This is a genomic window from Aquabacter spiritensis (genome assembly GCF_004346185.1).
Lineage (GTDB): Bacteria > Pseudomonadota > Alphaproteobacteria > Rhizobiales > Xanthobacteraceae > Aquabacter > Aquabacter spiritensis.
The window spans coordinates 33,020-59,881 of sequence record NZ_SMAI01000016.1 but is presented as its reverse complement, the minus strand read 5'-3'; the positions used below and the strand labels follow the sequence as shown (position 1 = coordinate 59,881).

Annotated in this window: 26 protein-coding genes; 13 read left to right on the top strand and 13 right to left on the bottom strand. The window is 65.0% G+C overall.

Features of this window, described 5'->3' with window-relative positions; genetic code table 11:
- Position 1: 1 nt before the first annotated feature.
- The 3 genes from EDC64_RS20190 to traA are packed head-to-tail and all read right to left on the bottom strand — an operon-like array spanning position 2 to position 4,996.
- Complete coding sequence (locus tag EDC64_RS20190) at positions 2-1,168, bottom strand: conjugal transfer protein TraB (protein WP_245504809.1); 1,167 nt, start codon at positions 1,166-1,168, stop codon at positions 2-4.
- On the bottom strand, positions 1,158-1,691 hold the full coding sequence (gene traF / locus EDC64_RS20185) for a conjugative transfer signal peptidase TraF (protein WP_132034761.1): 534 nt from the start codon (positions 1,689-1,691) through the stop codon (positions 1,158-1,160). Before traF ends, EDC64_RS20190 begins: the two co-directional genes overlap by 11 nt.
- Positions 1,688-4,996 carry a Ti-type conjugative transfer relaxase TraA gene (gene traA / locus EDC64_RS20180; RefSeq protein WP_132034759.1) on the bottom strand — a complete coding sequence of 1,103 codons (3,309 nt, stop codon included), beginning with the start codon at positions 4,994-4,996 and terminating at the stop codon, positions 1,688-1,690. The genes traF and traA overlap by 4 nt, the downstream gene beginning before the upstream one ends.
- A gap of 255 nt (positions 4,997-5,251) precedes the next feature.
- Here traA and EDC64_RS20175 point away from each other — a divergent pair, with 255 nt between their 5' ends.
- From EDC64_RS20175 to EDC64_RS20160, 4 genes are all read left to right on the top strand, one after another.
- Positions 5,252-5,503: a TraC family protein gene (locus EDC64_RS20175; RefSeq protein WP_132034876.1), complete on the top strand. Its 252-nt coding sequence runs from the start codon at positions 5,252-5,254 to the stop codon at positions 5,501-5,503.
- Between the two features lie 4 nt (positions 5,504-5,507).
- Positions 5,508-5,723, top strand: coding sequence for a type IV conjugative transfer system coupling protein TraD (gene traD, locus EDC64_RS20170; protein WP_132034757.1), 216 nt, complete (start codon positions 5,508-5,510; stop codon positions 5,721-5,723).
- On the top strand, positions 5,710-7,632 hold the full coding sequence (gene traG / locus EDC64_RS20165) for a Ti-type conjugative transfer system protein TraG (RefSeq protein ID WP_132034755.1): 1,923 nt from the start codon (positions 5,710-5,712) through the stop codon (positions 7,630-7,632). The genes traD and traG overlap by 14 nt, the downstream gene beginning before the upstream one ends.
- A gap of 122 nt (positions 7,633-7,754) precedes the next feature.
- Positions 7,755-8,012, top strand: coding sequence for a WGR domain-containing protein (locus EDC64_RS20160; RefSeq protein WP_132034874.1), 258 nt, complete (start codon positions 7,755-7,757; stop codon positions 8,010-8,012).
- A gap of 40 nt (positions 8,013-8,052) precedes the next feature.
- Here EDC64_RS20160 and EDC64_RS20155 read toward each other — a convergent pair whose 3' ends face one another.
- The 10 genes from EDC64_RS20155 to EDC64_RS20115 all read right to left on the bottom strand — a co-directional run bounded on the left by EDC64_RS20155 (position 8,053) and on the right by EDC64_RS20115 (position 16,769).
- Complete coding sequence (locus EDC64_RS20155; RefSeq protein ID WP_132034753.1) at positions 8,053-8,367, bottom strand: DUF736 domain-containing protein; 315 nt, start codon at positions 8,365-8,367, stop codon at positions 8,053-8,055.
- Between the two features lie 739 nt (positions 8,368-9,106).
- Positions 9,107-9,265: a hypothetical protein gene (locus tag EDC64_RS23625; RefSeq protein WP_165933830.1), complete on the bottom strand. Its 159-nt coding sequence runs from the start codon at positions 9,263-9,265 to the stop codon at positions 9,107-9,109.
- 261 nt (positions 9,266-9,526) lie between these two features.
- Positions 9,527-9,820, bottom strand: coding sequence for a type II toxin-antitoxin system RelE/ParE family toxin (locus EDC64_RS20150; RefSeq protein ID WP_132034751.1), 294 nt, complete (start codon positions 9,818-9,820; stop codon positions 9,527-9,529).
- Positions 9,817-10,125: a type II toxin-antitoxin system RelB/DinJ family antitoxin gene (locus EDC64_RS20145; protein WP_132034749.1), complete on the bottom strand. Its 309-nt coding sequence runs from the start codon at positions 10,123-10,125 to the stop codon at positions 9,817-9,819. The genes EDC64_RS20150 and EDC64_RS20145 overlap by 4 nt, the downstream gene beginning before the upstream one ends.
- 116 nt (positions 10,126-10,241) lie before the next feature.
- Positions 10,242-11,168 carry an ArdC family protein gene (locus EDC64_RS20140; protein ID WP_132034747.1) on the bottom strand — a complete coding sequence of 309 codons (927 nt, stop codon included), beginning with the start codon at positions 11,166-11,168 and terminating at the stop codon, positions 10,242-10,244.
- Positions 11,169-11,477: 309 nt separating this feature from the next.
- Positions 11,478-12,062, bottom strand: a complete 585-nt coding sequence (locus EDC64_RS20135; RefSeq protein ID WP_132034745.1) for a hypothetical protein — start codon at positions 12,060-12,062, stop codon at positions 11,478-11,480.
- A 425-nt stretch (positions 12,063-12,487) separates the two neighbouring features.
- Positions 12,488-14,161, bottom strand: coding sequence for a ParB/RepB/Spo0J family partition protein (locus EDC64_RS20130; RefSeq protein WP_132034743.1), 1,674 nt, complete (start codon positions 14,159-14,161; stop codon positions 12,488-12,490).
- A gap of 260 nt (positions 14,162-14,421) precedes the next feature.
- Positions 14,422-15,189, bottom strand: coding sequence for a hypothetical protein (locus EDC64_RS23920; protein ID WP_245504808.1), 768 nt, complete (start codon positions 15,187-15,189; stop codon positions 14,422-14,424).
- A gap of 273 nt (positions 15,190-15,462) precedes the next feature.
- Positions 15,463-16,386, bottom strand: coding sequence for a DUF3991 and toprim domain-containing protein (locus tag EDC64_RS20120; RefSeq protein ID WP_132034870.1), 924 nt, complete (start codon positions 16,384-16,386; stop codon positions 15,463-15,465).
- A 200-nt stretch (positions 16,387-16,586) separates the two neighbouring features.
- Positions 16,587-16,769, bottom strand: coding sequence for a hypothetical protein (locus tag EDC64_RS20115; protein WP_132034741.1), 183 nt, complete (start codon positions 16,767-16,769; stop codon positions 16,587-16,589).
- A gap of 553 nt (positions 16,770-17,322) precedes the next feature.
- On the opposite strand from EDC64_RS20115, the gene EDC64_RS20110 reads away from it, so the two are divergent.
- From EDC64_RS20110 to EDC64_RS20070, 9 genes are all read left to right on the top strand, one after another.
- The gene (locus tag EDC64_RS20110; protein ID WP_132034868.1) at positions 17,323-18,168 is read left to right on the top strand and encodes a type IV toxin-antitoxin system AbiEi family antitoxin domain-containing protein; all 846 of its coding nucleotides are present in this window, start codon (positions 17,323-17,325) and stop codon (positions 18,166-18,168) included.
- Positions 18,158-19,075: a nucleotidyl transferase AbiEii/AbiGii toxin family protein gene (locus EDC64_RS20105; protein WP_132034739.1), complete on the top strand. Its 918-nt coding sequence runs from the start codon at positions 18,158-18,160 to the stop codon at positions 19,073-19,075. The genes EDC64_RS20110 and EDC64_RS20105 overlap by 11 nt, the downstream gene beginning before the upstream one ends.
- Positions 19,076-19,264: 189 nt before the next feature.
- The gene (locus EDC64_RS20100; RefSeq protein ID WP_132034737.1) at positions 19,265-19,585 is read left to right on the top strand and encodes an ArsR/SmtB family transcription factor; all 321 of its coding nucleotides are present in this window, start codon (positions 19,265-19,267) and stop codon (positions 19,583-19,585) included.
- A 57-nt stretch (positions 19,586-19,642) separates the two neighbouring features.
- Positions 19,643-21,019 (top strand): FAD-dependent oxidoreductase, encoded by a 1,377-nt coding sequence (locus tag EDC64_RS20095; protein WP_132034735.1) that lies wholly within the window; start codon positions 19,643-19,645, stop codon positions 21,017-21,019.
- Entirely contained in the window at positions 21,016-22,254 is a 1,239-nt protein-coding gene (locus tag EDC64_RS20090) for an MFS transporter (RefSeq protein WP_132034733.1), read from the top strand. The genes EDC64_RS20095 and EDC64_RS20090 overlap by 4 nt, the downstream gene beginning before the upstream one ends.
- 17 nt (positions 22,255-22,271) lie before the next feature.
- Positions 22,272-23,018, top strand: coding sequence for an arsenical resistance protein ArsH (arsH, locus tag EDC64_RS20085; RefSeq protein ID WP_132034731.1), 747 nt, complete (start codon positions 22,272-22,274; stop codon positions 23,016-23,018).
- 219 nt (positions 23,019-23,237) lie between these two features.
- A complete protein-coding gene (locus EDC64_RS20080; RefSeq protein WP_245504806.1) occupies positions 23,238-24,083 on the top strand; it encodes a substrate-binding domain-containing protein in 846 nt (281 codons plus the stop codon).
- 5 nt (positions 24,084-24,088) lie between these two features.
- Positions 24,089-25,537, top strand: coding sequence for an ATP-binding protein (locus EDC64_RS20075; RefSeq protein WP_132034729.1), 1,449 nt, complete (start codon positions 24,089-24,091; stop codon positions 25,535-25,537).
- Positions 25,527-26,849, top strand: a complete 1,323-nt coding sequence (locus EDC64_RS20070; protein ID WP_132034727.1) for a sigma-54-dependent transcriptional regulator — start codon at positions 25,527-25,529, stop codon at positions 26,847-26,849. The genes EDC64_RS20075 and EDC64_RS20070 overlap by 11 nt, the downstream gene beginning before the upstream one ends.
- Positions 26,850-26,862: the final 13 nt, after the last annotated feature.

Here is a 26,862-nt window from a genome sequence, read left to right as displayed (position 1 = left end):
CTCAGGTGTTGAAGGCGAGCACAAGTGGGAGGCCGAACAACCTCGCCCAGGCTTCTGCGTTGGCGTGCTGGATTGCGATGATGTTTGTGCCGGCCGCCCACCAGCCATTCCCTGCGCTAACGATCACATCGGGCGTGTGCAGCATCGATTGCAGCACCGGCCAGACAATGAGCTGCTCGTAGCAAATCAAGGGGGCAATGCGCCGGCCGGCGAGCGTCACAACGGGATTGGCGAAGAAGTCCGCCCGTGCTCCACTACCGGACCCCGACCCGTCTGACCACGGGCGCCACATTGAGACCGGGACTGGCATCCGCTCGCGATAAAGCACGCGTGCGCCTGCCGCCGAGACCTCCATCAGGACGTTGTCGTAACCCTCACGCGTGATCAGGATTGCGCCGAGAGCGATCACTGCCGGCTGACCCCGGAACCTTTCGACCCAGAGCCGTTCAACGGTCGCGGTCCATTGGCCAGCAGCGCTTTCCGGGAGAACCACCACCTCGGCGCCGGCTGCTACCGCGGCCTTCACATTCGCGATCGTCGCGGTCTGGAACGCGTAGGCTGTCCCTGGGCCAATGATGTCGCGGAGTTGCGTGTCGACGCCCACCCATCCAGTGGGAGTTGGAGGCGGCTGCCAATGGACAATGGCGATGCCCCACAGGCCCAGCAGAAGCGCGACCGGAAGCCACCGTCTCCCCGATGCCAGACCGACGAGCAGCATGAAGGCGGCCAGCAAACCAATCCATCCCATCGCAGGGAAGATGACGCCGGCGGCAGTGATCGGATGGGCCCAGCCAACGATGCCGAACGGTGGCAAGGCCATCAGGATCGCGGCGATGGCATATCGCGCCGGTCCGCTCCAGCCCGCCCGTTGCGTCCAGAGGGTCGCATGGACGAGAACAAAGCCAATGGAGGCGATGCCCCAGAGCGCGATGCCGGTCAAAAGGTCGCTCGCGAAGAACGTGGCCACGCCCTGCGGCAGCCCCCGCGATGCCGCGAGAAAGTAAGCCGCGGACGCCAAGCTCGCCACGGCGCGGTATGGAGCCAAAGACCAAATGGCCGGGAACAGCATCGCTGCCGGCAGCAACCGAGGATCGCCCTGCCAGGCGACCAGGCCGATCACTGCGCCGGCGGCGACGAGACCCGCGCTGAAGAGGGTTTCACCCGCCAAAGGTGAGGACCGGCTGCGCCAGCCCAATGACGCCGGCGGCGGGCACGGGCCCGAAATATCTGGAGTCATAGGAACCTTCAAATTCGGAGTGGAGGAAGAGAAAGCCTGCCGGCACGACCCCGCCGGAATAGGCGATGAGCGGCCTGCCCCCCGCGTCAGCAGCGCGGAGGTCGGAATGAGGAAGGAGGCGACCGTCGATCCGGATCGCGGCGCCAACATCGATTTGCTGGCCAGCGACCGCCACGATCTTTTTGATCAGCGGTGCGATCCAGCCTGGGCATGGACCGCCCAGGAGGTAACCCCGCTCTTTAGCTCGTTCAAAAATCTCCGAGGCCGGCGGGCAGATCAGCACCAGATCGCCGACCTCAGCCGGCCGAGATAGCGGCGAGACGCGCCAGAGGCCGACCGGATAACTCGGCGTCACATTGATGCGATAGCCGGCCAGCCCGGCGCCCAGAAATCCGCCAGCCACTGCGGCACCAACCGCGCCGACAATGATCGCCCGGCGTCGTGTGGCTTTCATTGGAGCGTCTGCCTCTGCCCCTGCTTCAGGCGCTGAGCCTCGGACTGACGAAGCGCCTGGGCGGTACGTTCTTGTGCGGCGAGCTGCTGGGCTGTGCGCATCGTCGGCCATGCGGTGGCCAGTTGCTCGCGCTGGGGCGCGTTCATGCCGGCCGCGAGCCGCTCGAATGAGGCGCCGACTGCTGCTTTCGAGGCATTCGGGAGGAAAGCGCGATCGCCAAAGCGCTCAGCGACCGCCTTGTTGAAGGCATCGATCTCGGCTTTGACCATCTTGTCCGAGAGCGCGAAGCCGAGAGCGCTCGGAAGGTCGTTTCTGTCGATGGCATCGCGCACGCGCTCAAGCACGCGGTGGGCCGCCGGAGAGAGCGCCGGCACATCGATGGATGCGCGCTGGCGGACCGACCGCTCCTCGGCCTCATGCTTGTGCTCCGCCTCCGCGCGCACGCGCAGGTAACGTTCGATGTCGTCCTTCAGAGCCGGCACGTTCAGCTCGGCACGCCGCCGATCTTCCTTCGAAGCCCTGCCGGCGAGCAACCCGACATTGCCGCGCAGGATACCGAAGGATTCGGGCTGTCGCGCCAGCCTCTCAAGCGTCGCTGACGCCGCCACAGGATCCTTCAGCATGGTGTCCAGGGCGAGCGCTTTGAACGCGGCCTCCGGCTGCGCATAGACGAGCTTGAAGCGACTGAGGATCTCCTCCCATTGCTTCTTGACGGCAGGATCGGCAAGGACCTTGTCCTCGATCGTGTGGACGATGGATTTCGGGAACGCGGCGACCCCTTCGACCATGGGCAGCGCCTCCTTGGACAGTGCGGTTGCGGACTTCTGATGGATCCCGACGAGCCCGATCTTCTCGCCGAGGGCGCGCAAGCGGGACACGAGATCGGCCAGCCTGTCTTTCTGCCGGAGCGTCCAGCGCGCCTGGTCCTGAACGAGCGCGCGCGCGACTTTGACGATGTGCAGCCCGCGGTGTGAGGCGAAGCGCAGCGCGTCGCGATAGAAGCGACCGCCGGCATAGTCGAGCGTCGTCTCCTTCGCGTTCGCCCTAGACAGCACCGCGGCAAGGCCCCCATTCATCGCGAACGAGCGCCGCCCGTAATAGAGCGCAACATCCAGGCGATGGCGGGTCATCACGACATAGGAGAGGTGCCGGTCGAGCGACAGCGTGGCAAGCACCTTCACACGATCGACCGTCGCACCCTGGGATTTGTGGATGGTCGTGGCATAGCCGTGATCGACATTGCGGTAGAAGCGCTGCTCGACGTTGATACGGCGTCGCTGCTCACCCTCGCCGAGCTCGACGACAATGCGACGCGGCGCGACTTCGGCGACCTTGCCGATCATCCCATTCTTGACGCCGAGGCCGGCATCATTCTTCAGGAAGACCACCTGGTCGCCGGCAGCGAAGCGGCGGACACCGTCCTCCGTCAGGAAGGCATGATCTTCCCCGAGGATCCCACGCTCGACGAGCTTGGCGCGCGCCAGCTCGTTCAGCATGCGCACATCCCGTCGGAGGTGCGCGAGGATCAGGGAGGAGGTCTGAGGATCGTACTCCCGGTTCCAGTCGCTGATCAGGTTGTCGATCGCCTGCGCCTTCAGCTCGGACGCGATGACCCGGCCGTGGGCCTCGTAGGTGGCGAGCGCCTCAGCGACCCGGCCGCGCGCGAAGTCGAACGACGCCTCGCGCATCCATTGCTCGCGCTGGCGACGGATGGTCTCGAGTTCGGCATATCCTATGCGCTCGGCGATGGCGCGGAAGGCGGCTCCCGCCTCGATGGGCTGGAGCTGATCGGGGTCGCCGATCAGGACGAGCTTTGCGCCTGCCCGGGACGCGGCTTCCACGAACATCGCCATCTGCCGGGAGGCGACCATGCCCGCCTCGTCGATGACGATGACCGTCCGGTCGTCGAGAAGGTCTCGGTCCTTCTGCCAGCGCAGCTCCCATGACGCGAGCGTCAGAGAGGAGATGCCAGCTTCCTTCTCGAGGCCCTCGGCGGCTTTGCCCGCGAGCGCCGCGCCGACAACCCGATAGCCGGCCGCTTCCCAGACCTCGCGGGCAGCCCCCATCATCGTGGTCTTTCCGGCGCCCGCCCGGCCGACCACCGCCGCAATGCGCGCCGGCGATGTGAGACGTTCGATCGCCGCGCGCTGCTCTCCGGACAGGGCCGCGTGGCGCGCCAGCGTCGCCTTAGATGCCGCCTCCGGAATGGCGAAGCCATTCGCCCGCGACAAGTGCGCAGCCCTGCGGGCCATGTCCGCCTCGAGGCGGATCAGCTCGCGGGTGGAGAGCCTGGCCGGCGCCCGCGCGCCGGTCGGAAACGCGATGCCCTCCGGCTCCAGGCGCACCACATCCGGGCTCTGGAGCACGCGCGCCATCAGCCCCTGAAAGATCCCGGCATCATTCACATAGCGGTGCAGCACCTTTGCGATGTCCCGCTCGTCGAAGACGCTCTTCTCCCGACTGACAATGTCCAGGACGATTTCAGGGCGACGCTCAATCCGCCGGGCATTTTCCGCCCGCTTCGCCTCGAAGATATCCAGTCGATCGAGCTTCGGCGCCGAGCCGTCTCGCGCTGCCCTTCGCTCGATCGCCTTGGCGGCCACGCCGATATGCGTGGTCGGGACAGTGTCGATCCCACGCTCGGCGTAGGATCGCCCGTCCACACGGACGTCGAGGCCCGCGAGCACGAGGTGGCGGTTCTGAAGGTCGATCCAGCTCGCACGTTGCGCAAGGAATTCGGCCTTCTCTCCGGCCCAGAGCCGGTAGCGGATCTTGCCGGCCTCAGTCCGCTGCGGCGCTCCGTTGTCGCCGAGCACCGGGACCTTCTTCGGGCCGAACCCGGATTCGGTCAACGGGCGCAAGGTCGTCATCAGATGGGCATGCGGATTGCCCGGCTCATCGTGGAAGACCCAGTCCGCGACCTGACCGCGCGAGAGGATGTGCTCCTTCACGAAGTCCCGCATCAGGGCAATGTTCTGCTCGATGCTGAGCTCCACCGGTAGCGCGATGATCGCCTCACGCGCGAACTGCGCATCCGGTCGCTTCTCGAAGGCCTCGACCTTGTTCCAGAAGGCCTCCGCGGCGCCTGATACGGACCGGTCGGCGATCAGCGCCCTGACCCAGGCGGGCGCGTCGGGTGGAAGAACAAACTCCTCGTGGGCGAGCCCGCGCTTATTCCCATAATCGACGGTCCGACCCTCGGCCTCGTGCTCCATCCGCGCGCAATGGCGGTAAGCGGCTGACAGCACCGCACTGCGCCCCGCGCCGCGGCTGATGATCTGGACCGTGAAATGGGTGATGGCCACGCCTGGGAGCGTCCCAGCAGATGGAGGTGGATGGCACTCCCCCGGAACGGCACCACGGCCAGAGGCCGGAAGCAGGACGTCGCGATCGCGACGTATAACTGCGCCCTTGGAACCGCTCCTTCGGAACGGCCGGGATCATCCGCCAAAGCGTCGGCTTCGCCGACCCGGCATTTCTGCCGGGTCGCGCACAGGCGCGCGCCCGGGCAATGGTGTGGGGCATCGCTGATGCTCCCACACGAAAGGCTCTCGGAAATGGTGAAGAAGGCGTCCGGAAAAATCAGGGAGGAGATCGCCCGTCTCCAGGAGCAGCTGAAGCTCGCCGAGACGCGCGAAGCGGAGCGGATCGGCCGTATCGCCCTGAAGGCCGGATTGGGCGAGGTCGAGATCGACGAGGAGGACCTCCTCACGGCGTTCACCGAGGTGGCCGCCGGCTTTCGCAAGCGGCCGAAAACGGCCTCGAAGGCGGACGCGGCTGGCACTTCTCAGGGGGCAAACGGAGCGGCTTGAGCGCATGCAGAGATCGCAAAGCGCGGACGCCCGGAAGAAGGATACGCGAGAGAAGATCGAACTGGGCGGCCTCATCGTCAAAGCGGGGCTTCGCTATGAGAAACGGGCGCTGCTGCTTGGCTTGCTCATCGATGGAGCGGAGCGCCTTAGAGCAAGCGATGCCGAGCGGGCGAGGCTGATGCAGCTCGGCGCAAAGGCGTTCTCGGATGAAGCCGAATAGGATCCTGCTCGCGCTCGCGCCTGCGACACTGATGGTCGGCATCGCTATGGCGACCTCGGGAGGGGAGACCTGGCTTTCTGGTCTCGGCGCAACCCCGCAGGCGAAGGTTACGCTCGCTGCGATCGGGCGCGGCCTCCCTTACGCGCTAGCGGCGGCGCTCGGCGTCATCTTCCTGTTCGCCGCGCATGGTGCGATAGCCATTCGAGCGGTGGGATGGGGCGCTTTCTGCGGAGCCGTCGCGACCACGAGCATCGCCGCCCTTCGGGTGTTCGCCCGCCTGCAGGCTACCGCGGATCGCATCACTGACCACCAGGGCCTCGCGGGCCTCATCGATCCGTCGGTGGCGGTCGGCGTCGCGGCCGTGCTCATGTCCGGGTTCTTTGGGCTGCGCGTCGCGCTGCACGGGAACGCTGCCTTCGCATCGCCGGAGCCGCGGCGGATCCGCGGCCGCCGCGCGGTGCACGGCGATGCGGACTGGATGGCGATGAGTGAGGCCGGCCGACTTTTCCCGGACACGGGTGGCATCGTGATCGGCGAGCGATACCGCGTCGATCGCGACCCGTCGTCTGATCGAGCCTTCCGCCCCGATGATGAGGAGACTTGGGGAACCGGCGGTCGCGCGCCGTTGCTCTGTTTCGACGCATCCTTCGGGTCCTCGCACGGGATCATCTTCGCCGGTTCCGGTGGATTCAAGACGACCTCCATCACCATTCCAACCGCGCTCAAATGGGGCGGCGGGCTTGTGGTCCTCGATCCCTCCAACGAAGTGGCGCCAATCACCAAGGAGCATCGTCGCGCGGCCGGCCGCGCCACCTTTGTGCTTGATCCCCGATCCCCGGAAACGGGCTTCAACGTGCTGGATTGGATCGGCCAGCATGGCGGCACGAAGGAAGAAGACATTGCCGCCGTGGCTTCCTGGATCGTCAGTGACAGTGCGCGAAATGGATCCGCGCGCGACGACTTCTTCCGGGCCTCAGCGCTGCAGCTGATCACGGCGCTCATCGCCGACGTGTGCCTGTCCGGTCATACGGAAAAGGAAAGCCAGACGCTGCGACAGATGCGGGCCAATCTCGCGGAGCCGGAGCCGAAGCTGCGCCAGCGGCTTCAGGCGATTTACGACAACTCCGAGTCCATCTTCGTGAGAGAGAACGTCGCCCCGTTTATCGCCATGACGCCGGAGACCTTCTCGGGTGTCTACGCCAATGCCGTGAAAGAGACGCACTGGCTCTCCTATGTGAACTATGCTGCGATCGTGTCCGGGCGGAGCTTCACGACGGCGGAGCTGGGCGAGGGGCGAACCGATGTCTTCATCGGCCTCGATCTCAAGACGCTCGAGAACCATGCGGGGCTCGCCAGGGTTATCATCGGGGCGCTGCTCAACGCGATCTACAACCGCAATGGTCAGGTCGAAAACCGCACGCTTTTCCTTCTCGATGAGGTCGCCCGGCTCGGATATCTCCGCATCCTCGAAACCGCGCGTGACGCCGGCCGCAAATATGGCGTCAGCCTGCTGCTCCTCTACCAGTCGATCGGGCAGATGCGGGAGGCCTATGGCGGACGTGATGCCAGCTCGAAATGGTTCGAGAGTGCCTCGTGGATCTCGTTCGCCGCGGTCAATGATCCTGAGACCGCGGACTACATCTCGAAGCGCTGCGGCGACACCACGGTCGAGGTCGATCAGGTCAGCCGCGCGTCCCAGACATCGGGAACGTCACGCACCCGCTCGAAGCAGCTCACGCGCCGGCCGCTCATCCTGCCCCATGAAATCCTCCGCATGCGCGGAGACGAGCAGATCGTCTTCACGGCCGGGAACGCGCCCCTGCGGTGCGGTCGCGCCATATGGTTCCGGCGCGATGACATGCGCGCCTGCTCGGGGACGAATAGATCTCATCCGGAGGAAAGATCGTAGGGCCGCACGCAGCGTGCCGAAGCCCTAAGGGAGGGGATACATCAAAGCGTTGAATCGGACCTGCCCGATCGATTCACGAAATGCGTTGGACGTCGTTTCCGGCGAGAGCGACTCTCTGGAGCATGTCACGGACGGACCCACGCCCAGTTCATCTTCGCCGCATCGATCCCGCATTGAACATGCGCCGGTTCTACGTGATCTCGATTCAGCCGACGCTGTTCGGCGGCGCGTCGATGATCCGGAACTGGGGCAGGATCGGTACTGGCGGCCAGTCGCTGATGGAAACGTTCGACACGCCGGAGGAGGCCGATGGCGCGTTCGGTCGGCTGGAGCGGACGAAGCGGCGCCGAGGATATTCGGATCCGTCAGAGCGGAAGTGAGGGCCCTCGCCTTGAGGCGAGGGCCCTTCGGGCGGGGGCCTCAGTCCCGACTCGGCCGGGACCAGATCAGCTGGAAACCTTCCTCGCCCTCCACCTTGACCAGGGTGGCGTAGATCGGAGCGGGGAAGCTCGGGTCATCCAGCTTCACCGAGAGGTAATCGCGATCCGTCTCCCGCGCCGTCTTCTTCCAGGCCGCGCCCAGCTCGACATTCGCGCCCGCGAGAACGCGGAAGTGAGGACCCTTGTCAGAGGGATTGTCGACGCGGACCAGCTTGACCTTGATGTTGAGCGTGAGGGTACGGATGGTGCCGGTGAAGCCGTTGTCGATGGTGGTGAAGGTGCCGATGATAGCCATGTGTCGCAGTCCTTAGATGTTTCTCGGTCGCGCCCATCGCGGCCTCGATAGCGGTCGAGAGACCGGAGGCGATCGGCCCGCACCCTTCAGGGCTGGAACGCAGTGGAAGGCGGCCGGCGAGGGCTTTTTTGCTTCGCGATGCAAAGCCGCTCGGGACCCCGTAGGGGTGGGCGGCGGCGGAAAAAAGCCAGCGACGGACGTTGCGGGAAATAGATCGAGAGCACGCGCCAGCGTGATGGTCCTTCGGTCAGACCAGCCCCGATCGAGATCGCTGGTGGGAGCACCCAGAAGCGTCATCCGGAATGAGATAGGCGATTTCAGATGGCCTCGTTCCGCGCACAATGGAAGCTGCTGCGTGCGTCCACCCACAGCCACCATAAGCAGCTGGATTCGGCGCGAGCATCGCCTTGACGGTCCTGCCGGTGGAGCCCTCACGCCGATGGGGAGCAGCCGGCTTCAACGAACGGCGGGAAGATTGCGCGTGCCTTATCGAGCTGGCCAGACCTTGGCCGCCGATCGGTCTCTTGCTCCATGGCGATGGGGCTGATGGCTCAGCCGTCGCTACGAAAGGAGGCGATCAACCAGCGCGCAGCGCAGGCGGCGAGGGAAGATCTGGCCCGTCTTCAAGGGGCGTGAGGGATAAGAATTCCCACCACGGAGAGGTCGATCTTCAACTCAACCGGCAGTGCGTGCGATCCAACGGTCCTTTGTCCAGCCAGCGCCGACAAAAAAGGGGGGCTTATGCCCCCTCTGCCTCCGTTCGCCGGCGTTCCGCTTCGACGAGCATGTCGTTGAGCTGCCGGAGTGTCTCCTTGCGCTCCTTGACGGTAAGCATGCAGTGCGCAAGCTCCGCGCGCAGCTCGGCGATTTCAGCGTGGATGTCGATGACGGTCTTCATGGAAGCCTCCTTCGTCTTGATGACGAAGGCGAGCCACCGGGCGTTGGAGGGGCGAGTCAGGGATCGCGAAGCGACCGGCGGAGCCGGCGCGTGGGGGAGCCGATTTTGTCGTCGCGCAGCGGCGGAAAAATTGGGAGTACCGCACGTCCTTGAGGCGGCGCGACTGCCGGTATGATGGATGGTCGTTGAGAGAAAGCGGGCCTGGTACAGCGCCGGGGTTTGGCTCTGGTCCAGCGGCGAGGCTGGGAAATCCCCGGCAGGTCAAGTGTCTGTGAACTCGTCTGGCCAGATCTGCGCACCGTGAAGGACGCGCAGGATCCGCACGTTGGTCTTCGTCACCGTGTAGGCGGCGACATAGAACGTGCCGGGAATGACCAGTTCGCGCGTTCCAGGAACACGGCCCGGCCTGCCGCTTTCGGGAAACTCGATGAGCCGGCGGGCGGCCGCGGCAATGCGCTCGTCGATCGAAATGGCGGCATGCGGACTCTCGGCTTCGACGTAAGTGAAGATGGCGTCACGGTCGGACAGCGCGAAGGCGGACCAGACGAGCCTCATGAGCCGGCAGAGCCGGCCTTGCGCAGCGCGGCGTCCCGCCGGGCCGCAAAATGCACATTCGCCTCTTCGTCAGGAGTATCCGGCCGGGCATCCTCGAGCGCCTGCAGCACCTTCGCCCGGAACCAGGCATCATGTGCCTCGCTGTTAGTGATCAGCTCGAGCGGAAGGGTGCCCTCATTGGCCGTCCGCGTCAGCAGGATGCGGACGGCATCGGACACGGTGAGCCCCATGCTCTCAAGGACCGCGGATGCACGGTCCCGTACGTCAGCATCAATGCGGGTCTGGACAAGTGCATTGGCTGCCATGTCGATCTCCTTCTCTTCCCACAATGTAATGCAAATGAATGACGATTGCCAGCATCACATCGTCTGTGCTGTGTATCCTTGAGGAAGGGCTCATGCTCTCCATCGCAGAGCAGGCATCAGGCGGCATCTCGGCCCGCCCCTGACTGCGGCTGGAGACCGTGAAGGAAGGAAACGGCGCGCTGCGCATGGGCGGCCGCGGAGAAGATCGCCCGCTTGTCATTAGCAAGCACGGTGAGCCAGCTGCCGATGTAGGCGGCATGATCGGGCCGTGGCTCCAGCTCCGGCGCGATACCGAGATCCGCGCAAAGCAGGGCGGAGCCGATTTCCGCGACCAGTTCCTCGCGAGCGCGCTCGCTTCGATCCTTGGAATAGCGGCTGAGATCCCTGCCGACGCGCTCCGTAGGGGCCGTCCAATGGACCGTTTCATGGCCGAGCACGGCGACATACGATGCCGCATCGCGGAACGTCTCGAAAGCGGGCATCTGGATGTGATCGGTCGAGGGGGAATAGAATGCCTGCCCCCCGCCGTGGCGGATGACGGCGCGCGTGTTGGCGAAGAAGCGGTCGGCCGCTGCGATCCGTGCGACCGGATCGAGAACCGGCATGGGCCGATGGTGATAGTGTTCGGGCAATCCCTCGATCTGCGCGACGTTGAAGACGCTGTACGCCTTGAGGAACGGGACCTCCCGTTCGACCTCATCGCCTCGTCCATCGGTCTCCGTCTTGGTGAACCGGCTTGCATAAATGACCGTTGCCGCAGACTCGCCCTTGCGGACATGGGCTCCGAGTTCGTTTGCCTGCTTGAAAGTCATCCAGATGGGGGACACGAAGCCACGCACTATTCCTTCCGACCACAGCAATAGGACGTTCATGCCGGTATAGGGCTCACCGTTGTGGCGCAGGGGCCGGGTGATCCGGCCTGTGGCATTTGTCGCGCTCCAAGGCTGCACCCAAGGACGGACGCCCTTCTCCAGCTCGGCGACGATCCGCTCGGTGATGCGCGTATAGAGATCGGCACACAGTCCCTCGTCTTTCCTGCTCATTGTCCTGAACCTCCGCTTGCGGAGCCGCGTCCATCGCGGCCCGTCACGGGGTCGAGGGCCGGGGCCTTCAGAGGGCGGAGCACCCTCCGGGCCGGAACGCAGTGGAGGACGGCGAAGCCGTTGCGCCGTCCACCGGCCACGGCAGGACCCGACCCGAGGCGGGCCGAGATGACTGCTACTGGTCGCTTGCACTCTCTGCCTGGGATCTACTTTCGGAAATGAGGGAGGCGCGATGGGCCGGCCGCTGGCGGCCAGCCGCTTTGCGGGTCGAACCGGGGAGGGCGAGGCCGAAGCCCCGCCCAAGGCCTATCAGCCGAGCGCCGCCATCTGCACTTCGGCCGCCCGGCGATCCACGGTTGGACCGGACGTCTCGGCCAGACGCTCGAAGGGTTTCCAGCTCTCGCCGACAACCTCTTCGTAGGCCGCGGCTGCGCCCTCGGCAGCCATGCAAAGCGCGTGGGCCTGAAGGGCCATGTCGGCTGCGAACTCGCGCCTGCGCTGAGCGGCGCTGTCGAACCCGACCGGGCCGTCACGATCTTCATCCCGGCTGTCGTTGGCGGCCTTGGCGGTCGCGTCGCGAGCTTCGGTCACAGCGCGGCTGTAGAACTGCCCCGCTCCGAAGGCGGAGCTGACATAGGCACCCACGATCCGCTGGAGATGGATCTGCATCGCGCGCTCCGCGAGCCCGTCGCGCAGGCTCTGCGCCGTCTCCACGATGAAGTCCTTGTGGGCCGTGCGGATTCCGTCGCTGTCGATCAGCGAGAGACCGAAGCTCTCGGAAATCCGGTGGACCTGTGCATCATCCGGGCAGGCGAGGCGGACCATTTCAAGGGTTGTACCCTTGCGCAGCGGGACGACACGGGCGGAGGCGCGGGAGGGGGTGACTTTGGCCATGGAACATTCCTTCGTTAGATGTCCCGAAGGCTCGGCCCGGTCCCTGCCGTCCTTCCTTCGGGTGCGGCCCCGAGAAACCGGCGGACAAGCGGCGCTTCATGGTCCGTGGACACCGAGGTGAGCGAAGCTGAGTTGCGCACCCGCGGGGCTGCCGCCCCGCGCCGGGCGCGATCCCTGCTTTGCCGAGACCGGCGTCCTCGGCCGCACCGCGGCGCGCAGCGGCCTTGAAGGGACGCCCGCCGGTTTAAGACCGCGCAAACCCAAGGGGAGAACGACGAGGGCCCTACACAACAGCCGAAAGTGACATAGAGGGAACGCTTGGCCAAAGCCATCCCCTCCCACTCCCCGCAGATCAGGCGTAAAGGTGCCCGAATATGGCGCCGGCCAGAGCCGGCGCCATGTCGATTGGAAAGAAGACACCGGCGCTATTCCGCCGCGATCCGATAGGCCTCATCGACCACAGCGGCTCCTTCCACAGCCTCGGCCGGGTCTCGCTCGGACACCGAGGCACTCTCCTCATCGTCGGCCTCCGCTTCGCCTATCCTGGCGAGCCACGTGGCGAGCTTCGCCGGGTCGGGGGAAAAGAGCGCGGCCGGGTGGACGAAATGCCCGTCCTTGAAGTGCCCCACCAGAGCGGCGCGGGTATCCTTCACCCTCTGTCGCGGCAGCACGGGCGTGTCTGCGCAGGCGCGTTCGAGCGCGGGACGCGAAAGACAGGACAGGAAGTCTTCTGTGCCCATGTTCGGCAGGAAAGTGTCCGCACCGATGGCACTGCCAGCCATGCGGGCTACGATGCCGCTGTCGGATCGATTTTCACGCGCCGACAGGACATCGATGAGTGCTGCGCGCGCGGCGGCGCGAAGGGTGTCCATGTCGAAGGCGAGGTCGCCGCCCTCATCGAAAAGTCGGATGGCGTGCCGCTCCATGCGCGCATATCCGTACACGTCGGAGGAGGCCCCAGACTGGATTGAAACATTGCGCCCAGCAAGCGCGAGCACGAGCAACGCCATCAGCATGTCGTCCTCGATCGGCGCACGCGCGAGGGCCTCATGCAGGGCGTCGGTCCGCAGATCCCCGATCATCTCGACGCCCTTTCGCGTGAGGTCCGGGCGCGAGGCCGGCAAAGCTGGGGCGTCGTCCGGATCCTGGGAGCCAGCCTTGGTCTTCTTGGGCTCTGGCATTCGGAAATGAATGGTCTCCACCTTGCCATCACGATCAAGGTACATCGCAGTCCGGTCGCCCTTGCCTGGCTTGCCATGCACCCGCTCGGCCTTCGGTGGAAGCTGTGCCTGTCCCCATGTGTTGGTCTCCGCGATGATGCCGCGCTTGGGTAGGTTGGCGGTCATCCACTCTTGCTGAGCGCCGAGGAACGCTTCGACATCAGTGGTGTAGCGGCTGTCCTCGTCAGCGGGCGCGAACAGATCCTCCACCCAGGCGATGCCGTACGCTTTGGCGAGTTCATCATCGAAGCTGGCATTGCGCGCATACATCTTCTTCTTCTCGAGCCCGTTCGCGACGTTCGACCAGGAGACTTGCGGGTCGGCCTTCGATGGCTTGTGCTTTTTCCAAACCTCGCGCTGCTCGTCCAAAGATGCCGCAGCGATGATACGCAGCTGCCGCTCGTCGGGTGCGTCGCCCTTGGCCATATGGTCAAGCATCGCGGGGAGAATATGAGCAAGGAGGCGCAGCTTCTTGATCTGGCGGACCGGCAACGCGAGGGCGACGGCGATCGCGTCCTCGGTCCAGCGGAGCGCAACCAGTCGCTCGATGGCGCGCCATTGGTCCACCGGATTGAGCGGCTCGCGTGCGATGTTCTCGACCATCGAGCGCATGGCACCTCCATCCTCGGTCGCATCCGCAACGAGGACGTCAATCTCCTCAAGGCCCGCTGCGATTGCCAACTTCACCCTCCGGTGCCCGGCACTGATGACGTAGCCGTTCCCACCGCCGGCATCAGGGGCGATGATCGGGGGCTGGACGATGCCGACCGCCTTGATAGTCGCGAGCAGCAGCGCGTCCGCCTGCGGCGTGGATTTCGTCTGCCGCGTGCGGTCGGGGTTCTCCTTCAACGCGCGCGGATCAACTTTCATGAGGTGCATGGGAAGCTCCTTTAGAGGCTCCGGACGCGGCGCCCTGCCGGTCCTTCTCGTCTTCTTCTCGAAGACCCCCTCCGGCCCGCGGAGCGGACGGGCCGGCACAACTGCGGCGGAGCATCCCTTTCCGGCCGGCCAAGCGGGGCAATCGCCCCGCGAAGGACGACGGGACGGGATCGCTGGCGGCGCGGTTGAGCTTCAGCGGTGCCGGTCTGGCCGGTCTGCGAGCGGGCTCCTTGCTTCCCTCTTTTCCCTTTCCCCCATCATCAATCCGCCGTGCCGCTTCGGCGGGGCACGGACCGTACGAATGTCATCGTCAGCTCTTCATGCCGCTTATCGTCATCCCAACTCATCGTGACCCAATGAGCTGCTTTACCCGGAACTGAAATCACGATTCGGGCCGGCCGATACTTTGCTCTACGCAAGAACGGATACTTTTCCATGTCCATAGGCGCGAGCAGGAGGACGAAGTTGATACCGAGGATGTTCAGCGCCATGCCCTCGAGTTCGTCTCGTGCGTTCGTCAGCGGCTGAAATTGGAAGCGAAAATGATTTGAGGCCAGGTCGCCAGCATTCATAGTGCAGTAGAGACCAGAACCCTCCGGCCACGTCTCATGTCGATCGAGCATATCGAGTATCAGATCGTCGTGGGCAAACGCGCCTGACAGCTGCTCTCGGCCCCGCGCGAAGGATCCCGAGGCGGCAGCCACCTTAGCCGTCTTCAGAAGCCATCTTTCGAGATCGTGCCCCGACACCAGGGCGTGTTGCCGACCCGTCGCCGTTTCCAGGGATGACTTCAGCGCGGAGAAGAAGAATCCCGCGGCATCGTCGAGCGGGTGCAGGGCGCTATTATGCTTTCGGCAAAGCACATTGGCGGTGAGGTTTTGTGGCCCGATGATCCTCTCCTCACCGTCCTCCAGCCAGGGAAAACCCGCGACCGAAAAATCCCCGGTGCCCGCTAGGACGCGGATGACGGACGCCGAGATGATGTGCTCTCCCGAAATGGTGCCCTCGCAGCTTTCGAGCGCGCGCATGTAGCACTTGGCATGCGACAAGGCTTTAGGAAGGGTCTTGAGACCGAGGGCGGCAGCCGGTTTGTGCCATCGCGTGCCGTCGTGGCAGCACGCATGTGACGCCCTTTTAGATCCGCATGGACACGGCCCCGTGAGGACCGCTTCGATCTTTCGCTTGCGCTCACCCATGCACGCCCCCGTGTCCCGCCACGAATTCAACGCGCAACCCCACGAAAGACAAGCCGGTGAGATCGACATGGCGCTGGCAGGCGACTCTCTGGCGCTGGACGAGCGTCAGGATTTCCTGCCTCCTTCCCTTTCCTGCCCCATCAGCGTTCTGAGGTCCTCGTTCCAATCGGACGCTGTGGGTCGGAGCCGAGCAAACCGGCAGGGGGACGCGACCGTGATCGCAGTGAGACGATCGGCATAGATCTCGCCTTGAGGATTGTTGTCGGTGGCCGCGACGAGATGGATCCCGGGCCGCGCCACAAGGGTGCGGATCGCCGCTTCGGTCGCCGGCGCCCACCCGCCCCCGGTGCTGAGATAAAGACTGTCGTCGGGCAGGCCCTCCAGGGCCGCGAGGCTCATGGCATCGATCGCTGCTTCGGTGACGCAAACGCGGCCGGCATTGGCGGGGCCGAAGCGAAAGAGCACTTTCGCGCCTCCGGCTGCGAAGCCGCGCCAGTCAAGCCCGCGTTCCTCCCACCCGGTGACCGCTCCCTTCTCGTCGCGATGCACCGCCCACATGCTGCCGTATGGCCCCGCCCGAATGCAGTCCTTCCGGACCGCGACGCGCAGGATAGCGTCGGGTATGGCGCGCTCGCGACGGAGATAGCGCCAGGTCGCGGACCCCGGCCACGGCGCGCGGCGCCGCGCCCAGCGTTCGGGTATTCCGAGATCGGGCGTGCGTTTGCGCTCCATCCGAGGCCAGGCGGGTTCGAACGGAACGAAGTCGACAAGCCCCGCCACCCGCCGCAACGCCTCGGCGAAAGGCATTCCGTCGAGATGAGCCACAAGCGAGAAGACGTCGCCCTTGGCGTCCGACCGGGGGTCGAACCAGCCCTGCCCGCGGTGGATCACGATGATGATCTCGTCGCCGCGGCGGTGCTTGACGGCGTTGCGGGTGCTTTCCTTGATGTCGATCGCGAAGCCTGCCTGCTCCAGAACGGCCCCGCAGAGGACGCGGCCCCTCAACGCGTCGATTTCACTCTTTTTCATCCTATTCTCCCGCACGGCTGCGGGACGTCCGTCGCCTTGCCTTCGAACGTCCACCTTGCGAGATCCGCCATGCCGCGAAGACCGGAGCGCGCAGGGGCGCGAGGGACAATCCGGCATATATGCCGGGGCTCGGCTGCGGCGCAGCCTCCCTTGCGCGCGCCCGGGCGTAAGCGGCACCCACTCCAACAGACGAACCCGGCTCAATGAGCCGGTCCCGCCTGGTAGGGGTCGTATTCGTGGATGATGGCCACCTCGACATCGTCCAGCTCCGCGCTCGGAAGGACACCGAATTCCCCGTCCACCTCGAACAGCGTCACCGGCACCATCAAGGTGCGGGCGAGGTGCAGCGCGTGAGATTGGGCGAGGGAAAGATCGTGCGACATGTGAGGGCTCCATCCTGCAGCGGGGCCGATCCCCGCTCGATGGCGCCCATCAGCGTCCGGTGGCGGTCGCGATCACCGCCGAGGCAAAGCCTCGAAGCGGCCGCACGCGTGCGTAGCGGACCCCCTGCGGGTTGATCGTTGAAGATCCGAAGCCGGACCAGGAAGCCATGGAGGAGAGCGGGTATCGGACTTGCTGTAGGTGGCTCGCGCCTGCCGCATGTCCCCCGTCGGGGACCGCTCCACCTGTTGACGGCGTGATTTGCAGGGCGCGGCTATGCCGACGGGAATAGGGTGTGTCCGATCGGCAACCGTGTTTCGAACGACATCCGCGTCAGGGATCGAAGCCCGACAGGGTGAAGACCGCCGGCGGGCTTCAGCGAAGCCGAGAGCCCGACCCGCGCGCGGGGGACGCCACCTTGTCTTGGCTCAACGCGGTTGAACTCACCCCTCCGAACTTTACATATCCGATAATTTGTCAATCTTTAGATGACATTTTGAGTCATCCATAAAGGTCCTCTAGCGCTGACTTTGATCAAATGCTAATTTGTCCATCATGGATCAACAAAGGGGATCAAAGCTAAAGGGCCTACTCCAATCCGTTCCACCCGGCTTTCTGGTGGATACGGCCTGGATGACCCGTCACGTCATTTCGCGCCAGTCCGTTTCCGCCTATGTCAAGCAAGGTTGGCTCGAACGCGTGATGCAGGGCCTCTATCGTCGACCCCTGCCGGTGGAGGAAAACGCGGAAGCGACCATCGGATGGAAGATCGCCGTGCTGTCAGCCCAATGGCTCATGAGGCACGACTTTCATGTCGGAGGAACGAGCGCATTGACCCTGCGCGGGCACATCCACTACCTGCAGCTGGGCGGCGCCTTCACCCTCTATCTCTACGGTTCGGACACCCCCTCCTGGCTCCTGAAGCTCCATACGGACGCACGCGTGATCCATCGAAATGAGGGTCTATTTGGGACCGATCGGATTGGGATTGAGAGCAACGACCTCGACCTGTCGGAGAATGCTGATGCGGCGTTGTCCCGGAGCCCCTGGCGATGGCCGATCCGCGTATCGACGCCGGAGCGAGCAATCCTGGAGGCGATCGATGAAATACCCCAAACCGAGAGCTTCCACACCATCGACATGGCATTCGAGGGGCTCGTTAACTTGCGGCCCAGACAGCTGATGAAGCTGCTGATCGATTGCCGAAGCGTGAAGGTGAAGCGGCTCTTTTTCGTTTATGCCGACAAGCATGCGCATGCTTGGCGCAAACACATCGACCTGACCTGCATCGACATGGGGCGCGGCGACCGGGAGCTGGCGCGCGGAGGCCGCCTACACCCGAAGTACCGGATCACCATCCCGGAAGATCTCCTGCCCAGCGAGACACGTGATGGCGCGTGAGATCTATATGCGTCAGGTCGAACTCCTGGTCAGAACCCTACCCTTCATCGCACGGGAGAAGACACTCGCGCTCAAGGGCGGGACCGCGATCAACCTGTTCTATCGCGACATGCCGCGGCTGTCGGTTGACATCGATCTGGTCTACCTCCCTCTCGAAGATCGTCCAACGGCCCTCGCTGGAATCGACGCTGCGCTCGGCCACATTGGATCGGATCTGACGCGAAGCCTCCGCAGCGCCACCGTCCAGAGGGTTTCTGGCGGGGGCAACAGCGATACCCGCCTCCTCGTCCGGCAAGGTGGAAGCGAGATCAAAATCGAGATCTCGCCGGTCGCGCGCGGGACCGTACACCCAACCGAACGGCTGCCCGTGAAGGAGGCCGTGGAGACCGCGTTTGGTTTTGCCGAAATGCAGGTGGTGTCTTTTGCCGATCTTTTCGGCGGGAAGCTTCATGCTGCAGTCGATCGGCAACATCCGCGCGATCTCTTCGACGTCAAGCTCCTCTATGAGAATGAGGGCCTGACGGACGAATTGTTCCGCACCTTTCTGGTCTATGTCGCGAGCTCGGGTCGACCGCCCCACGAGTTGATCAGGCCGTCCTTTCACACGCTCGACGAAAGCTTTGTGCGTGAATTCCAAGGGATGACGGTCGAGCCAGTTACGCTCGATGACCTTGAGCACGCGCGGGCACGGCTGGTGAAGGATCTCACCGCCCGCCTTGATAAGGGGGCAACGCGTTTCCTGCTCTCGCTGCACGATGCCGAGCCCGACTTCGATGCGATCGGCCTGCCGCAAGCGGCTGCGCTCCCTGCGGTTCGATGGAAGATTAACAATCTCGCGAAGCTAAAGCTGGAAAACCCCGCAAAGCACGCAGAGCAACGCCACGCCATCGAAAACCTGGCGCCATAACTTTCACTCCGGCACACATGTCATGAAGCCCGTCCGACCGTAACATCGGTGCGAGGAACGGACGCAGACGTACATTTTGTCAGAAAACCGGCAATTCGCCCTGGTTAAGAACAAGATGGCGGGCGCCTTTCCAAACTTCCCCCTCAGCGCCCCCTTGACGCCTCGCCAAATAAGCGCAAGTTTATTTCCATGAATATCGAAATAGCATCCCGTCAGCTTGAGGCCCTAGGCAACCCTACCCGGCTTGGCCTCTACCGCACACTCGTCCGGGCGGGCGGGGCAGGCCTGAGTGTCGGCACCCTTCAGGAAAAGCATGAGATCCCGGCATCCACGCTTTCCCATCACCTCCGCAGACTGATCGACACTGGCCTCGTGACCCAAGAGCGCCAGGCGACGACGCTCATCTGCCGAGCACACTATCCCAGCATGAATGCCCTCGTCGGCTACCTCGTGGACGAATGCTGCGCTGACGTTGGCTGCATTGTCCCATCGTCCGAAACTGCCGCGTGAGGTCATCGTCGTGTTCAGAATTTTCGTGATTCTGGAAAGATCGAAGGAGTTGTCGTGATGACCAAAAGTCTTCCCGTTGCAGTCATCGGTGCCGGACCTATCGGCCTTGCCGCAGCGGCACATCTGGTCGCACGGGGCATCGTTCCGGTGATCCTGGAGCGTGGAACCCAAATCGCCGCGTCCATGCGGGACTTCTCCCACGTCCGCCTGTTCTCGCCCTGGCGCTACAACGTGGATGAAGCGGCCCGCGCCCTGCTGGAGGAAATCGGCTGGAGGGCACCCGATCCGGATGGTCTCCCGACCGCCGGCGACCTGATCGACAGATACCTTGCCCCGCTTGCCGCGCACCCCTCCATCGCCCACCGGATCATGCTCGGCACGACGGTCACCGCCATCGGCCGCCTCGGTCTCGACCGGATGAGTTCGGCTGGGCGCGCGGATACGCCCTTCCAGGTCAGATGGAAGGCGAAGGATGGGCATACGGGGACGATCGAGGTACGCGCGGTGATCGACGCTTCGGGGACATGGGCCGAGCCCAATCCCATGGGCGTGGATGGGATGCCGGTCGAGGGCGAGGAGACACTCGGCGACAGCATCGCTTACGGTATTCCCGACGTCCTGGGACGCGAACGGTCACGATACGCGGGAAAGCGCGTCCTAGTCGTCGGTTCAGGACATTCCGCCACGAATGTCGCCCTCGACCTCGTCCGTCTCCGGAAGGAAGCGCCGGAAACCGAAATCCTTTGGGGTCTGCGGAGGGACTGGATCGGAAAGCTCCTCGGCGGCGGGCTCGATGACCAGCTTCCCGAACGCGGTGCGCTTGGGCTCGCGGCCGGAGGCGCAATCGCGAGCGGCCAGGTGAAGACGCTGGCGCCCCTTGCCATTCATGGCGTGAAGCGGACCGAGCGTGCGATCGCCGTCACCGCGAGCTTGGACAGTGCAGCCATTACACTGGAAGTCGACCGGATCGTCGTCGCGACCGGCTTCCGACCGAGTTTCGACATGCTCCGGGAACTGCGCGTGGCCGTCGACCCCATCACCGAGGCGCCTCCGGTCCTGGCGCCGCTCATCGATCCCAATGTGCATTCCTGCGGCAGCGTCCCGCCCCACGGAGCCGTGGAGCTCGCCCACCCCGAGCCGGACTTCTACATCGTCGGATCGAAGTCTTACGGGCGTGCGCCGACGTTCCTGATGGCCACCGGATACGAGCAGGTTCGCTCGGTCGTGGCCGAGATCGCGGGTGATCATGAAGCCGCACGGCGGGTGCAGCTCGTCCTCCCGGAGACCGGCGTGTGCAGCGCACCTCCGCGGAACCGCGTCGCTTCCGGATGCTGCGGAGGCCCTGCCCCCAAAGAGATCGACGCCTGCTGCGTCGACGATGCCGTCGCCAAGACCGAAGGGAAGTCCGGCTGCGGCTGCGGAGCCGCCGCATGACCGGGCACGCGGATGCGGCAGCCTACAAGCCCCTCAGCGGTCGAAGCCTCTTCATCACCGGCCTCGGCATCGGCCAGGTCTGCTCCTGGGGATCGCTGTACTATTCCTTTCCGTTGATCGCCGAGGCCATGGGGCGGGACCTCGGCTGGTCGAAGCCGCAGATGTACGGCGCCGCGACGCTCGGCCTCGTTCTGGCGGGGATCGCGAGCTACCCGATCGGGAACGCCATCGACCGCGGCCACGGCCGCCTCGTGATGGCCGCGGGCTCGGTGATGGCGGGCTTATTTCTCCTGGCCTGGTCCCAGGTCGAGGGACTCCTCGCCTTCTATATCTGCGTTGCCGGCATCGGCATCCTCCAGGCGGCCACCTTGTACGAACCAGCGTTCGCGGTGGTGGCGCGGCGGAGCGGAACGGTCGGCGCACGGTCTGGCATCACGGCCCTGACCCTGTGGGGCGGCTTCGCCTCCACCGTGTTCATCCCCCTGGTCCAGTTCCTCCTCGACGGGTTCGGATGGCGCGGAACGCTCATGGTCCTGGCGGCGATCAACCTCGTCCTGTGCGCCGGTGTCTACGCCGCGGTGATCGATCCGGCAGCGGATCATCCCGAGCATGCGCATGCCAAGGGCGGGCCGTCGGCGGGATGGTCGGTCGTCCGCATGGTCATGCGCCAACCGGCATTCTGGGCGCTCGCCGTCGCGTTCACCGCCTACTCCGGGACATTTTCGGCCTTCACCTTCCACCTGTACCCGCTGCTCGTCGAGCGAGGCTTCGATACCGGGACCGTCGTATCGGCCATGGCGATCATCGGTCCGGCTCAGGTGGCGGGACGGATCGCCATTTGGATGTTCGCGCCGAAGGCATCCGTGCGCCTCATCGGCTGCTGCGTGGTCTTGGCCTTTCCTTTGGCCCTCATCGTCCTGGAGGCCGCCCCGCCCAGCTTCGCCATCGTGGCGTGCGTCGCGGCCCTGTACGGGGGTGCGAACGGCATCATGACCATCGTCCGAGGCCTTGCCGTGCCGGAGATGGTGACGCGCGAGGCCTACGGCGCCGTCAACGGCGCCCTGGCCGCTCCGGCGACCGTTTCCAGGGCGATTGCACCCGTTGGGGCGGCCGCTCTTTGGGCATGGAGCGGATCCTACGATCCCGTCCTCTTCGCTGCCATCGCAGGCGCCCTCATCCTCGTCGCCGGATTCTGGACGGCGGCGATCCTGTCGGCCCGCACCAATCCCTCTTGAACTCCTTGGACACCACTATGCACGACGCTCCTTTCGATCCGGACTTTCCTGCCCTGGAAGGGCACCACCTGGACCTGCCGGATCTCCCCAAGCTCGAGCCGAAGGCAGCCTCCGTTCATCGGCCGCGCATCCTGCTTCTCTATGGCTCCCTGCGTGAACGCTCCTACAGTCGCCTCCTGACCGAGGAGGCCGCCCGCCTTCTCGACCGCATGGGCGCCGAAACGCGGATCTTTGACCCGCGCGGCCTGCCGCTTCCGGACAGCGTTCCGCCCGATCATCCGAAGGTCCAGGAACTGCGGTCCCTGTCCGAATGGTCCGAGGGACAGGTGTGGTGCAGCCCCGAGCGGCACGGCACGATCACCGGTGTGTTCAAGAGCCAGATCGATTGGATCCCGCTTGAGATCGGCGGAATCCGTCCCACCCAGGGCCGCACGCTCGCGGTGATGCAGGTGTCCGGCGGGTCGCAGTCTTTCAACGCCGTCAACGCCCTGCGGGTACTCGGGCGCTGGATGCGCATGGTCACGATCCCGAACCAGTCATCGGTGGCGAAGGCCTACCAGGAATTCGACGAGGCGGGCCGGATGAAGCCTTCTCCCTATTACGACCGGGTCGTGGACGTCATGGAGGAGCTCATGAAGTTCACCCTCCTGGTCCGCGACCGGTCGGACTACCTGGTGGATCGCTACTCCGAACGGAGGGTGCAGGCGGAGGAGCATCGTAAGTCCGTCGCGGCCAGCCTGGCGGATGCCACCGGCCGGACCTGATCCGGAATGTCCGCTGTCATGTGTCGATGGGTTCCGATATATTGAAATAATGCCAAGGTGCCGTCCCTTCGCGGCACCGAAGCCAACGATTTCCGTGCGATCGTCACGGGAGGTGTAGCGCAATCCGGGCACTGACTTCCGAATCCTGAACGCGCTGCATCGAGAACAAGAGTGGGAAGGATGCGGATGGGCACGGGAGCGCTCAATCGGCGTTCCGCCATGATCGCGACGGCGGGATTGCTCCTGTCCTGCTCCGGCTTCGCGCGCGCCCATGAGATCGTTCCGGAACGAGGTCTGCGCTTCGGACTAACCCCAGTGTTCCTCACGTCGGACCTGGAACTGCTCGGACGGCTTCAGGCCTATCTCCAGCGCACCATGGGCGTGCCGGTCTCGCTCATCACGCGACGTACCTACCAGGAGATCACCGCTCTCCTCGTTTCCCGTCAGCTCGATGCCGCTTGGATATGCGGCTATCCGTTCGTCGCCCATCGCCGCGACCTCCAGCTCGTGGCGGTTCCGCTTTGGCGCGGGAAGCCCCTCTACCAGTCATATCTGATCGTCGACCGGGACCGTCCGGCGGAAGGCTTGATGGACCTGCGTGGTGACATCCACGCCTTTTCGGACCCCGACTCCAATTCCGGCTTCCTCGTCACCCGCGCCGCCCTGGCTGAACACGGTCTCAGGCCCGACACCTTCTTCGGCCGGACCTTCTACACCTATGGCCACCGCAATGTGATCCGCGCCGTGGCTTCAGGGCTCGCCGCATCCGGTTCCGTGGACGGCTATGTCTACGACGTGGTCGCGGAGCTGGAGCCGAGCCTGACGGTGTCGACCCGCATCCTTCACGCTTCGGAGCCGCTCGGATTCCCGCCGATCGCGGCGCCCCGCGTCCCTGTGGACGCCGGCCGGCTCACTGCCCTGACGGATGCCCTCCTGCGGATGGGAGAGGACCCGGAAGGGCGCGCCGCTCTCCGGATGCTTCGCCTCGACGGCTTCGCGGCTGAAGATGTTTCCCTGTTTGACGGCATCGCCGCGAAGGCGGCGCTGGTCGCAGCTTCGGGATGACGGCGATGCGCCTCGATCCGCGAACCTGGCCGATCGCCGCCAAGGTCCCGCTCGCGGTCGCGGTGCTGATGATGCTGGTCGGCATCGTGCTGTCCGAGCGCGTCCTGGCGCGCCTCAACGAAACCCAGGAAATGCACGTCCGGGATCTGGCGCAGAGCTACCTGGATATCCTCTCCACCGGCATCACGGAATCGGTCCTTCGCGAAGACACCTGGGAGGTCTTCGACGCCATCACGCGCGCCCAGGACCTCAGCAAGGGCCTTCGCGCGACGGAGGCGATCGTAACCAACGCCAAGGGGCACGTCATTGCCGCGTCGAACCCCAGGCAGCACCCCGTCGGGTCCCTTGTCGAGGTTCCCAACGGCGGAAGTCCGGGCATGCAGCCCTTTCGTTTCGAAGCGGGCGCCGACGTCGCCAACGCAACCCGCGTCCTCGCCTATCCCGGGCGCGTGGTCGGGGTGATCCATGCCGCGTTCGACACCAGCCACCTGGCCGTGGAAAGGCGCGAGGTGCTCACGGCATTGATCGTGACGAACGGCATCCTGACATTGATCCTCGCCGCCGCCGGATGGCTCCTGGTGACGCGGATGATGGCGCCGATCAGGGTCCTCTCCAGGCACCTCGGCGCGGCAATGGAGGGGTACGCGACGCCCGTTCCCGAAGCCACGATCGCCCGCAGCGGCGACGAGTTCAGGCACCTGTTCGGGTCGTACAACGCGCTCGTGAAGTCCATGCACGAGCGAGAGGACCTCGCGAGGAAGCTCTTCGACGAGCAGCGCCTGGGCAGCCTCGGCCGTCTCGCGTCCGCCCTGGCTCACGAGATCAACAATCCCCTGGGCGGTCTCTTCAACGCCATGGCCACCCTGAAGACGCACGGGCAGTATGCCGCCGTGCGCAACAACGCGCTCGGGCTCCTGGAGAGAGGGCTCGTGGGCATCCGGGACGTCGTCCGGACCACCCTGGCGATGCACCGCCAGGAAACGTCCGGGCGTTCGATCTCGGCCAAGGACATCGCCGATTTGCGCCTTCTCATCGTCGCGGAGGCACGGCGCAAGTCGGTCACGGTCGCCATCAGGAACAGCGTCGATCAGGATATCCCGCTGCCGAGCACCCAGATCCGGCAAGCCCTCTTGAACCTTCTACTGAACGCGGTCGCGGCTGCACCGCCCGGGTCCGAGGTCAAGCTGGAGGCCGCGCGGCACGGCGATGTCCTGGTCCTGGTGGTCACCGACCGCGGCGACGGCATTCCGGCGACGGGGATCGACGTTCTCACCGGAGAGGACTCTTCGCCGCCTTTGCGAACCGGCGGCGGCCTTGGCCTTTGGACGACCCGTCGGATCGTGGACGAATTGCACGGGCGGATCGAGGTGTCGCAGCCGAGCCAGGGTGGGACCGTCATCAGGATCGCCGTTCCCATCGAGAAGCCGATCGAGGAGCTGCCCCATGTCGCTTGAGAACTGCATCGTCGGCATCGTCGAGGACGATCCCATCATGGGGGAGAGCCTCGTCCAGCGCCTCACGCTCGAAGGCATGACCGTGAAATGGTGGCAGAGCGGGGCGGAGGCGGTCCGCGACATCCAGGGCACGCGCTTCGGCGCCATCGTCTGCGATATCCGCCTGCCGGACGTGAGCGGCGAGGCGGTGTTCCGCGAGGCCGTCAAGGGCCCCGATGCGCCGCCCTTCCTGTTCGTGACCGCCTTCGGGGACATCGATCAGGCGGTGAGCCTCATGCGGGCGGGTGCAGGGGATTACGTGACGAAGCCGTTCGAGATGGACGATTTCCTGATGCGGCTGTCCGATCTCGTCCGTCACCGAAGGGACGAAGCGACCGGAGTCCTCGGCATCTCGCCGGCCATCAAGGAAGTGGAACGCATGCTCCGGCGGGTGGCCCGCCTCCCGTCGAGCCTCCTGATCACCGGCGAGACCGGAAGCGGCAAGGAAGTGGCGGCCCGGTTCGTCCATGCGGCATCCGCCGCGACGGGATCGCCCTTCATGGCCGTCAACTGCGCGGCCATCCCGGCGGACCTGCTCGAAAGCGAACTTTTCGGGCATGAGAAGGGCGCCTTCACGGGAGCAGCAATGCGCCATCTCGGCTATGCGGAGCGGACCGGCGATGGAACCTTGTTCCTCGACGAGATCGGGGAGATGCGTCCCGAACTCCAGACCAAGCTCCTCCGACTGATCGAGGAACGGGCCTTCCACCGCGTCGGCGGGGAGAAGCCGATCCCCTTTCGAGGGCGGCTCTTGACCGCGACCAACGGCGATCTCGAGACACTGGTGGCGTCGGGACGTTTCCGTCAGGACCTGCTCTATCGCATCAACGTCGTCTCGGTCCGGATGCCTGCGCTGCGGGAGCGATCGGAGGATATCCCGTGGTTGATGGAGCGCTTCTTCGAGGAGTTCTCCGACCACGGCGAGGGATCGTTGAAGGGGATCGGCGCGCTCGCGGAGGAAGCCGCGCTCGCCCATTCCTGGCCCGGCAACGTCCGCGAGCTTCGGAACCGGATGGAACGCGGCATCGGTCTCGCGCTCGGAGAGTGGCTGATGCCGGGTGACCTCTTTCCGGAGATGTTCCGTGCCGCAACGGATATTGGGGAGCGTCTTGGGTCTCTTGAAGACGCGCGCCTCGACGCGGAGCGGCGTCATATCCTGCGCGCACTCTCCGCAACCGGGGGCGAGATCGCCGCTGCGGCCAAGCTCCTTAACGTCGGCCGGACCACCCTGTGGGAGAAGATGAGACGTCTTCGCGTAAGGTTTGATGGGTGACGCTGTCGTGAAA

Coding starts and splice junctions, on each gene's coding strand:
- traD (WP_132034757.1), top strand. CDS start 5,508: ATGCAGAGATCGCAAAGCGCGGACGCCCGGAAGAAGGATACGCGAGAG.
- EDC64_RS20145 (WP_132034749.1), bottom strand. CDS start 10,125: ATGGCAGCCAATGCACTTGTCCAGACCCGCATTGATGCTGACGTACGG.
- EDC64_RS20160 (WP_132034874.1), top strand. CDS start 7,755: ATGTCACGGACGGACCCACGCCCAGTTCATCTTCGCCGCATCGATCCC.
- EDC64_RS23920 (WP_245504808.1), bottom strand. CDS start 15,189: ATGCGCGCGCTCGAAAGCTGCGAGGGCACCATTTCGGGAGAGCACATC.
- EDC64_RS20070 (WP_132034727.1), top strand. CDS start 25,527: ATGTCGCTTGAGAACTGCATCGTCGGCATCGTCGAGGACGATCCCATC.
- traF (WP_132034761.1), bottom strand. CDS start 1,691: ATGAAAGCCACACGACGCCGGGCGATCATTGTCGGCGCGGTTGGTGCC.
- EDC64_RS20120 (WP_132034870.1), bottom strand. CDS start 16,386: ATGAAAAAGAGTGAAATCGACGCGTTGAGGGGCCGCGTCCTCTGCGGG.
- EDC64_RS20090 (WP_132034733.1), top strand. CDS start 21,016: ATGACCGGGCACGCGGATGCGGCAGCCTACAAGCCCCTCAGCGGTCGA.
- EDC64_RS20140 (WP_132034747.1), bottom strand. CDS start 11,168: ATGAGCAGGAAAGACGAGGGACTGTGTGCCGATCTCTATACGCGCATC.
- arsH (WP_132034731.1), top strand. CDS start 22,272: ATGCACGACGCTCCTTTCGATCCGGACTTTCCTGCCCTGGAAGGGCAC.
- EDC64_RS20075 (WP_132034729.1), top strand. CDS start 24,089: ATGCGCCTCGATCCGCGAACCTGGCCGATCGCCGCCAAGGTCCCGCTC.
- EDC64_RS20095 (WP_132034735.1), top strand. CDS start 19,643: ATGACCAAAAGTCTTCCCGTTGCAGTCATCGGTGCCGGACCTATCGGC.
- EDC64_RS23625 (WP_165933830.1), bottom strand. CDS start 9,265: ATGAAGACCGTCATCGACATCCACGCTGAAATCGCCGAGCTGCGCGCG.
- EDC64_RS20130 (WP_132034743.1), bottom strand. CDS start 14,161: ATGCACCTCATGAAAGTTGATCCGCGCGCGTTGAAGGAGAACCCCGAC.
- traG (WP_132034755.1), top strand. CDS start 5,710: ATGAAGCCGAATAGGATCCTGCTCGCGCTCGCGCCTGCGACACTGATG.
- EDC64_RS20100 (WP_132034737.1), top strand. CDS start 19,265: ATGAATATCGAAATAGCATCCCGTCAGCTTGAGGCCCTAGGCAACCCT.
- EDC64_RS20135 (WP_132034745.1), bottom strand. CDS start 12,062: ATGGCCAAAGTCACCCCCTCCCGCGCCTCCGCCCGTGTCGTCCCGCTG.
- EDC64_RS20080 (WP_245504806.1), top strand. CDS start 23,238: ATGATCGCGACGGCGGGATTGCTCCTGTCCTGCTCCGGCTTCGCGCGC.
- EDC64_RS20150 (WP_132034751.1), bottom strand. CDS start 9,820: ATGAGGCTCGTCTGGTCCGCCTTCGCGCTGTCCGACCGTGACGCCATC.
- EDC64_RS20115 (WP_132034741.1), bottom strand. CDS start 16,769: ATGTCGCACGATCTTTCCCTCGCCCAATCTCACGCGCTGCACCTCGCC.
- EDC64_RS20105 (WP_132034739.1), top strand. CDS start 18,158: ATGGCGCGTGAGATCTATATGCGTCAGGTCGAACTCCTGGTCAGAACC.
- EDC64_RS20110 (WP_132034868.1), top strand. CDS start 17,323: ATGGATCAACAAAGGGGATCAAAGCTAAAGGGCCTACTCCAATCCGTT.
- EDC64_RS20155 (WP_132034753.1), bottom strand. CDS start 8,367: ATGGCTATCATCGGCACCTTCACCACCATCGACAACGGCTTCACCGGC.